At 72.5% G+C, this 6,218-nt stretch carries 7 protein-coding genes and 5 tRNA genes; 7 read left to right on the forward strand and 5 right to left on the reverse strand.

The genetic code is table 11. The features are described from left to right. Window positions 1–282 precede the first annotated feature (282 nt). A complete protein-coding gene (locus CCN72_RS25810; protein WP_037651091.1) occupies window positions 283–843 on the forward strand; it encodes a CGNR zinc finger domain-containing protein in 561 nt (186 codons plus the stop codon). Window positions 844–958: 115 nt separating this feature from the next. Here the strand turns inward: CCN72_RS25810 and CCN72_RS39750 are convergent, their stop codons facing one another. Together CCN72_RS39750 and CCN72_RS25815 are read right to left on the reverse strand one after the other, a co-directional pair. Further along, window positions 959–1,111, reverse strand: a complete 153-nt coding sequence (locus tag CCN72_RS39750) for a hypothetical protein (RefSeq protein WP_164932512.1) — start codon at window positions 1,109–1,111, stop codon at window positions 959–961. A 164-nt stretch (window positions 1,112–1,275) separates the two neighbouring features. Beyond that, window positions 1,276–1,731, reverse strand: a complete 456-nt coding sequence (locus tag CCN72_RS25815; RefSeq protein WP_086810041.1) for a type 2 periplasmic-binding domain-containing protein — start codon at window positions 1,729–1,731, stop codon at window positions 1,276–1,278. A 282-nt stretch (window positions 1,732–2,013) separates the two neighbouring features. Here CCN72_RS25815 and CCN72_RS25820 point away from each other — a divergent pair, with 282 nt between their 5' ends. Further along, window positions 2,014–2,538, forward strand: a complete 525-nt coding sequence (locus CCN72_RS25820) for a DsbA family protein (RefSeq protein ID WP_086810043.1) — start codon at window positions 2,014–2,016, stop codon at window positions 2,536–2,538. 48 nt (window positions 2,539–2,586) lie between these two features. Here CCN72_RS25820 and CCN72_RS25825 read toward each other — a convergent pair whose 3' ends face one another. The 3 genes from CCN72_RS25825 to CCN72_RS25835 form a co-directional block, all read right to left on the reverse strand. Then, window positions 2,587–3,414, reverse strand: coding sequence for a GNAT family N-acetyltransferase (locus tag CCN72_RS25825; protein WP_086810045.1), 828 nt, complete (start codon window positions 3,412–3,414; stop codon window positions 2,587–2,589). 221 nt (window positions 3,415–3,635) lie between these two features. Continuing rightward, entirely contained in the window at window positions 3,636–4,460 is an 825-nt protein-coding gene (locus tag CCN72_RS25830; RefSeq protein ID WP_086810046.1) for an aminotransferase class IV, read from the reverse strand. Next, window positions 4,457–5,512 carry a chorismate-binding protein gene (locus tag CCN72_RS25835; protein WP_086810048.1) on the reverse strand — a complete coding sequence of 352 codons (1,056 nt, stop codon included), beginning with the start codon at window positions 5,510–5,512 and terminating at the stop codon, window positions 4,457–4,459. Before CCN72_RS25835 ends, CCN72_RS25830 begins: the two co-directional genes overlap by 4 nt. Before the next feature lie 177 nt (window positions 5,513–5,689). Here CCN72_RS25835 and CCN72_RS25840 point away from each other — a divergent pair. The 5 genes from CCN72_RS25840 (at window position 5,690) to CCN72_RS25860 (ending at window position 6,170) form a co-directional block, all read left to right on the forward strand. Then, window positions 5,690–5,762 (forward strand) — tRNA-Gly (locus CCN72_RS25840). 38 nt (window positions 5,763–5,800) lie between these two features. Further along, window positions 5,801–5,874: transfer RNA gene (locus CCN72_RS25845), tRNA-Cys, on the forward strand. A gap of 1 nt (window position 5,875) precedes the next feature. After that, a tRNA-Val gene (locus tag CCN72_RS25850) sits at window positions 5,876–5,947 on the forward strand. A 50-nt stretch (window positions 5,948–5,997) separates the two neighbouring features. After that, window positions 5,998–6,069 (forward strand) — tRNA-Val (locus CCN72_RS25855). Window positions 6,070–6,098: 29 nt separating this feature from the next. After that, window positions 6,099–6,170, forward strand: a tRNA-Val gene (locus CCN72_RS25860). The last annotated feature ends 48 nt before the right edge of the window (window positions 6,171–6,218 follow it).

Here is a 6,218-nt window from a genome sequence, read left to right on the forward strand (position 1 = left end):
GTCCACTCGGGGAGACGGCGCGGGCCAGGACAACCGCATACGGCACGGGCCGGCGCCGTCACCGTGAGCGCTCACGGAACGGCGTCGGTCCGTCCGCGCGCCTGCGCGTACCGCGCCCCGGCGGCCCGGAGCGGGCATGCGGCGGCTTCCGGGAACCCCTGGGGCCCTGGCGGCGTTCCACCGGCAGTCGGGCTGGACAAGGCCCGTGCGGCGGGCGCGTTGTCGCTACCATCGGCCAGCATCGGCGGGCGCCTGCCCGACCCCCAGGCCAGGGAGCGAAACGTGCTGATCACCCATGACACCCGGTGCGCCCTCGACACCGTGGTGGACCTGGTGAACACCGCGCCGGAGGACGAGACGGCGCCGGAGGGGCTGCCCGATGTCCCGGCCCTCGCGGAATTCGTACGAAACCACGAGGTCAGTGATGTCGGCGTGGTGTCCTCCGCCGATCTCTCGGCCGTGCGGGCGGTCCGGGCGCGGTTCGCGGCGATCTTCGCGGCCCCGGACGCCAGAAGCGCCGCCGGGCTGATCAACGAGCTGGTCGCGGCGGCGAGCACCACTCCGCGGCTGACCGATCACGACGGCTACGACTGGCATGTCCACTACTACGCCCCGGGTTCCTCCGTGGCCGACCATCTCGCGGCCGACTGCGGGATGGCCCTGGCCTTCTTCGTCGTCGCCGGCGAGGAGGAGCGGCTGCGCCGCTGCGAGGCCCCGGACTGCCGCCGCGCCTTCGTGGACCTCTCCCGCAATCGCTCCCGCCGCTACTGCGACAGCCGCACCTGCGGCAACCGTCTGCATGTGGCCGCGTACCGGGCGCGCCGGAAGGAAGCGACCGGCTGACCTGTCCTGGGCCGGGCGGGTGAATCCGGCCGGGGCCGGCGCCCCTGTCGGCGGCGGTCGCGGTCCGCGGGCGACGTCGGTCCCGGCGGGTGGCGCCGGGACGGACGTGTACGGCTCACAGCAACAGCAGATCGTGCAGCGCAGCCATGAGGATCAGACACCCGATCACCGCAAGGAAGATCATCAGCGGTGGCTGGGAGAGGGCGAAGAGGCACCCGCGCGGCTCGTCCTTCGGCGGCGCGGCCTCGCTCTGTGTCGTATCCAGCATCTCGCGGCCGATGATGGCCTACCGGGAACCCCGTAAGCGATCAAGACGCACGATCTTGCGGGAGTTCGCCGAATCCCATGATCTTGCTTCCGGCTCGCTTCGGCTGGTGAACGAATCAGGACGTCCGCGGACCTACTGTGACGATCCGGCGAGTCATGTGACTGTCATATGCCGTGCTTCTTGAGGATCGCCTCGATGTCGCTGAAGTCGTCGCCGGACGCCGGGCGCTTGCCCTGGCTCTGCGCCTGTCCCTGCGCCTGCCCCTTGCGCTGACCCTGGCGCAGGGCCGGGGTGGAGGAGGCGGGTGCGGTGGTGCCCGCGCGTATCGACCCGGTCTCGGCCGCCGCGCCCGCGCCCGCGCCGGTCCTGCGGCGCTCCACCGCGCGGGTGGTGGCGAACAGCAGCCAGGCCCCGGCCAGCACGCCGAAGCCGGCCCAGGCGGTGGGGCTGAGGGCGGTGTCCGAGAGCCAGCCCACGACGCCGGTCATCACCAGGCCGACCGGCACCAGCGAGTAGGCCGCGATGCGGGCCGCCGCCAGGAAGCGTCTGCGGTAGGCCGTGACCACCGCGATTCCCAGGCCCGCCGCGGACACGGCGGAGCAGACTGTCTCGGCGATCATCCGGTCCTCCAGGCGGGCTCGGTCGGGTGGCAGGCACATACGGCGGAAGCGGCACCGCGGCACGGCCGACGTGCGCTTCGTCCCTTCCATCCTGCACCGCCCGGCCCGTGCGGGGCCATGGTCCCGGCCACAGATCAGGGTGATCTCCGGGTCGCCTCCTCCCCGGGTGCCGGTGGCGGGGCACGCGAAGGGGGCGACGGTGCCGAACCCCTACGGGGCGCCGCGGACCCGGGCGCAGGTCCGGATTGGGGTGGTCGTGGCCGGCCTGGAAGACTGGGGCGTATGAGCGACTCCTCCCCCGTGCGCGCCGACGCCGTCGTCCTCGACGTCTGGTGCGAACTCCAGTGCCCCGACTGCCGTACCGCCCTCGACGACGTGCGCGCCCTGCGTGCCCGTTACGGTGACCGGCTGGACGTACGGCTGCGGCACTTCCCGCTGGAGCGGCACCAGCACGCCTTCGCCGCCGCGCAGGCCGTCGAGGAGGCGCTGGCGCAGGGCGACGGCTGGCCGTACGTGGAGGCCGTCCTGGCGCGGGTCGACGAGCTGGGCCGTACGGGAGAACCCCTGCTGGTCGAGGTGGCCCGTGAACTCGGCCTGGACGCGGAGGAATTCGACACCGCGCTGATCGACGGCCGGCACATCCTGATCGTCGACGCCGACCAGGCCGAGGGCAAGGCGATCGGTGTGACCGGCACCCCGACGTACGTCATCGGCGGCGAGCGGCTGGACGGCGGCAAGAGCCAGGAGGGGCTGCGCGCCCGGATCGAGGAGATCGCGGACCGGCTGCTGGGCGAGCAGGAGGGCTGAGGCCGCCGGGCCCCGCAGGTCGGGCGGCATCGTGCGGCGGCGCCCCGCCTACAGCAGCGGCTTCGACAAGGAGTACGTCACCGTCTCGTAGCCGAGCGACTCGTACAGGCGCTCCGCCGGGGTGTTGCCCGCGAACACGTTGAGGCCGAGGAGCGGTCGGCCGGACGCCAGTGTCTGGCGTTCCGCGAGGAGCATCAGGGCCCTGCCGTACCCCCGGCCGCGCTCGGCCGCGACGGTCTCGACGTCGTACACGTACGCCCTGTCCTCCCGCAGGGCCAGCCACAGGGTGCCGACCAGGGTTCCCGCGCGCTCCAGGACGCTGAGGAGCATGCTGTCGGTCGCGAGGCCGTGCGGCAGCAGCCGGGCCTGGTCGTCGAGGGCCTTGGCGCGGGCGACGGCCTCGGGCACGCCACGCTCGGACCAGTTGCGGGTGTACCGCTCGTGCTCGCGGGCCCGCCAGTCCGTGAACTCGGCCTCGGTCATGGGCCGTTCCCGGATCTCGGGCGGCGGCGCGGGCGGGGCGGTGCCGAGGCGTTTCGTCATGCCCCGGTTGCGGAGGGTGTAGCCGAGGGCGTCGAAGAGCCGTAGCGCGCCGTCCGCAGCGGTCGCGGGCACCACGGTCTCGATCTGCCGGCAGCCCCAGCCGCGCGCCACCTCCTCCGCGGCGAGCGCGGCGATCGTCCCCCGGCCGCGGCGGCGGTCTCCCTCGGCGATCGTCAGCTCGTCGATGCGGCCCACCGTGTCCCCGAGGGTCGGCGAGGTGCCGAGGCGGATCTCGCCGACGGGACGGCTGTTCACGCACACCTGGTAGCGGCGCGAAAGCGTGCCGTCGGGATGCTGCTGAAGCGGCTCGGCCGGCCGCAGGGTCGTGGTCATCACCCCTGTTCTACCCATGCGTTCCACCCGCGGCACGGGCCGGGTCAGCCGAGTCAGCCGGTTCGGCCGGTGCGACCGGTTCGCCGGGAGCCAGACCGGGCGACGGAGCACGGGCGCGCCCCGGGCGACGGAGTGCGGCCCAGCCGACAGGGCGCGGCCCGGGCAGTGGAGTGCGGCCCGGGCAACGGCATGCGGCCCGGACCGGTGAAACGGGCGGCGCGTCAGCGCGGGTCGAGGTCCTGCCCCGAACGCTCCTCGAAGATCCGCATCGCCTTGGCGGTCACCGGGCCCGGTGCGCCCGGGAGTTCGCGGTCGTCCACCCGGTGCACCGCCTGGATGTCGCGCAGGGTGGAGGTCAGGAAGATCTCGTCGGCGCGGTCCAGCACGTCGAGCGGGAGGTCGGTCTCCGTGGCGCCGGTCCATTCGACGGCGAGGGCGCGGGTGATGCCGGGGAGGCAGCCGGAGGAGACCGGCGGGGTGTGGATCTCGCCGTTCAGGACGACGAAGACGTTCGAGCCGGTGCCCTCGCACAGTTGGTCGACCGTGTTGGCGAACAGGGCCTCGGAGGCGCCCCGTTCGTGGGCGCGGGCGAGGGCGACGACGTTCTCGGCGTACGAGGTGGTCTTCAGACCGGTCAGCGCGCCGCGCTCGTTACGGGTCCAGGGGACGGTGATCACGGCCGTGCTGTCCGGGCGGCGGGCGGTCTCGCCGAGGGCGACCACCAGGGTCGGGCCGTGCTCGCCGCGGTCGGAGCCGAGCGGGCCGTGGCCACCGGTGTAGGTGATCCGCAGCCGGCCGAGCGGCATCGGGTTGGCCGCGAGCACGGCGGCGCACGCCGCGCGGATCTCGTCGTGGTCTGGGTCGGGCAGCCCGAGGCCCCGGGCCGAGCGGGTCAGCCGGTCGAGGTGCCGGGTGAGCGCGAAGGTGCGCCCCTCGGCCGCCTTGACCGTCTCGAAGATGCCGTCGCCGACGGTCAGCCCGTGGTCGAACACGGACACCCGGGCGGAATCCGCGTCCCGCAGCCCGCCGTCCAGCCAGATCCTCATGCGCACGCCTCTCCACTCGCCTCGTACGACCCCGACGCTACCGCGAGCAGCCGGGACGCCTTCAGTTCGGTCTCCCGCCACTCCCCCTCCGGGTCCGACCCCCAGGTGATCCCGGCGCCGGAGCCGAAACGCAGCACGCCCTCGGCACGGTCGATCCAGAAGGTGCGGATGCCCACGGCCAGCTCGGCGGTGCCTCGATCGGCGTCCACCCAGCCGATGCCGCCGCAGTAGGGGCCGCGCGGTACCGGCTCCAGGGCCTCGATGATCCGCAGGGCGCTGGACTTGGGCGCGCCGGTGACGGAGCCGGGCGGGAAGGCGGCGCCGAGCAGCTCGGGCCAGCCGGCGTCGGCGCGCAGCTCGCCGCGGACGGTGGAGACGAGGTGGACGAGCCCGGGGTGCTTCTCCACGACGCACAGGTCGGGGACGGTGACGCTGCCGGTGGCGCAGACGCGCCCGATGTCGTTGCGGACCAGGTCCACGATCATCACGTTCTCGGCGTAGTCCTTCTCCAGCAGGTCCGCCTCGGTGCGGCCGGTGCCCTTGATGGGGCCCGACTCCACGGTGCGGCCACAGCGGCGCAGGAACAGTTCCGGAGAGGCGGTGGCGATCTCCACGCCGTGCGCGGGCAGCCGGATCGTTCCCGCGTACGGCGCCGGGTTGCCGCGGGCCAGCAGGGCGGTCAGGGCGTCCACGTCGGCGTCGGGGGCGATCGGCGCGCTGAGCACTCGGCAGAGGTTGGCCTGGTAGACCTCGCCGGCCGCTATGTGGGCGCGGATACGGCGGACGGCCGCGATGTAGGCGGCGCGGTCCAGGGAGGTGTCCCAGTCCCCCACCGCGGGGCCGTGCCAGCCGCCGGGCACCGGGGCGGGCACCGGTGCATGCCGTACGTCCGCGAAGCGTGCGCAGGTCAGGCGGCCCTCGAAGTCCGCGCACACGGCCCAGAAGCCGGTGGACTCCAGGGCGGCGGGATCGCTGGTGACATCGAGGAGGCCGGTGGCGAGGCGGTCGCCGAAGCGGGCCAGCGGGGGAAGGCCAGGAGCATGGTGGAGCACGTGCCCGAGTCTAGGTGGGTGTCCCGGAGGTGACCCGGGGATGTCCCGGAGGGGCCCCTGACCACCGGGTCCGCCGGGTGCACCGCAGCACGCTGCGCAAACGCGTTTTTGTACTGGCCCGGGAATCCGCTAGAGTTCAACACGTCGCCGGGACGCGGAAGCGGACCGAAACGACAAGCGGACGTAGCTCAGTTGGTAGAGCGCAACCTTGCCAAGGTTGAGGTCGCGAGTTCGAGCCTCGTCGTCCGCTCGAAGGAAGAAGGGGTCATCCCGATCCCCTACACTCCTGGTGGAGTGGCCGAGAGGCGAGGCAACGGCCTGCAAAGCCGTCTACACGGGTTCAAATCCCGTCTCCACCTCCAAGGACGATTAGCTCAGCGGGAGAGCGCTTCCCTGACACGGAAGAGGTCACTGGTTCAATCCCAGTATCGTCCACTGGATCCCCGGTCCGTCCGGAGATCCCGGGTCTCTCGAAGATCCACCCCGCGCGATTAGCTCAGCGGGAGAGCGCTTCCCTGACACGGAAGAGGTCACTGGTTCAATCCCAGTATCGCGCACTGACTGTGATCCTCGGATCACTGTCCGCGGACGATTAGCTCAGCGGGAGAGCGCTTCCCTGACACGGAAGAGGTCACTGGTTCAATCCCAGTATCGTCCACACACCGAGAAGCCCCCGGCCGTTTCCACGGCCGGGGGCTTCTCGGTG

This window comes from Streptomyces murinus (assembly GCF_002154555.1).
Lineage (GTDB): Bacteria > Actinomycetota > Actinomycetes > Streptomycetales > Streptomycetaceae > Streptomyces > Streptomyces murinus.

What these genes read in the sequence shown, in the direction of transcription:
- CCN72_RS39750 (WP_164932512.1), bottom strand. Translation starts at nt 1,111, where the DNA reads ATGCTGGATACGACACAGAGCGAGGCCGCGCCGCCGAAGGACGAGCCG.
- CCN72_RS25815 (WP_086810041.1), bottom strand. Translation starts at nt 1,731, where the DNA reads ATGATCGCCGAGACAGTCTGCTCCGCCGTGTCCGCGGCGGGCCTGGGA.
- CCN72_RS25825 (WP_086810045.1), bottom strand. Translation starts at nt 3,414, where the DNA reads ATGACCACGACCCTGCGGCCGGCCGAGCCGCTTCAGCAGCATCCCGAC.
- CCN72_RS25820 (WP_086810043.1), top strand. Translation starts at nt 2,014, where the DNA reads ATGAGCGACTCCTCCCCCGTGCGCGCCGACGCCGTCGTCCTCGACGTC.
- CCN72_RS25830 (WP_086810046.1), bottom strand. Translation starts at nt 4,460, where the DNA reads ATGAGGATCTGGCTGGACGGCGGGCTGCGGGACGCGGATTCCGCCCGG.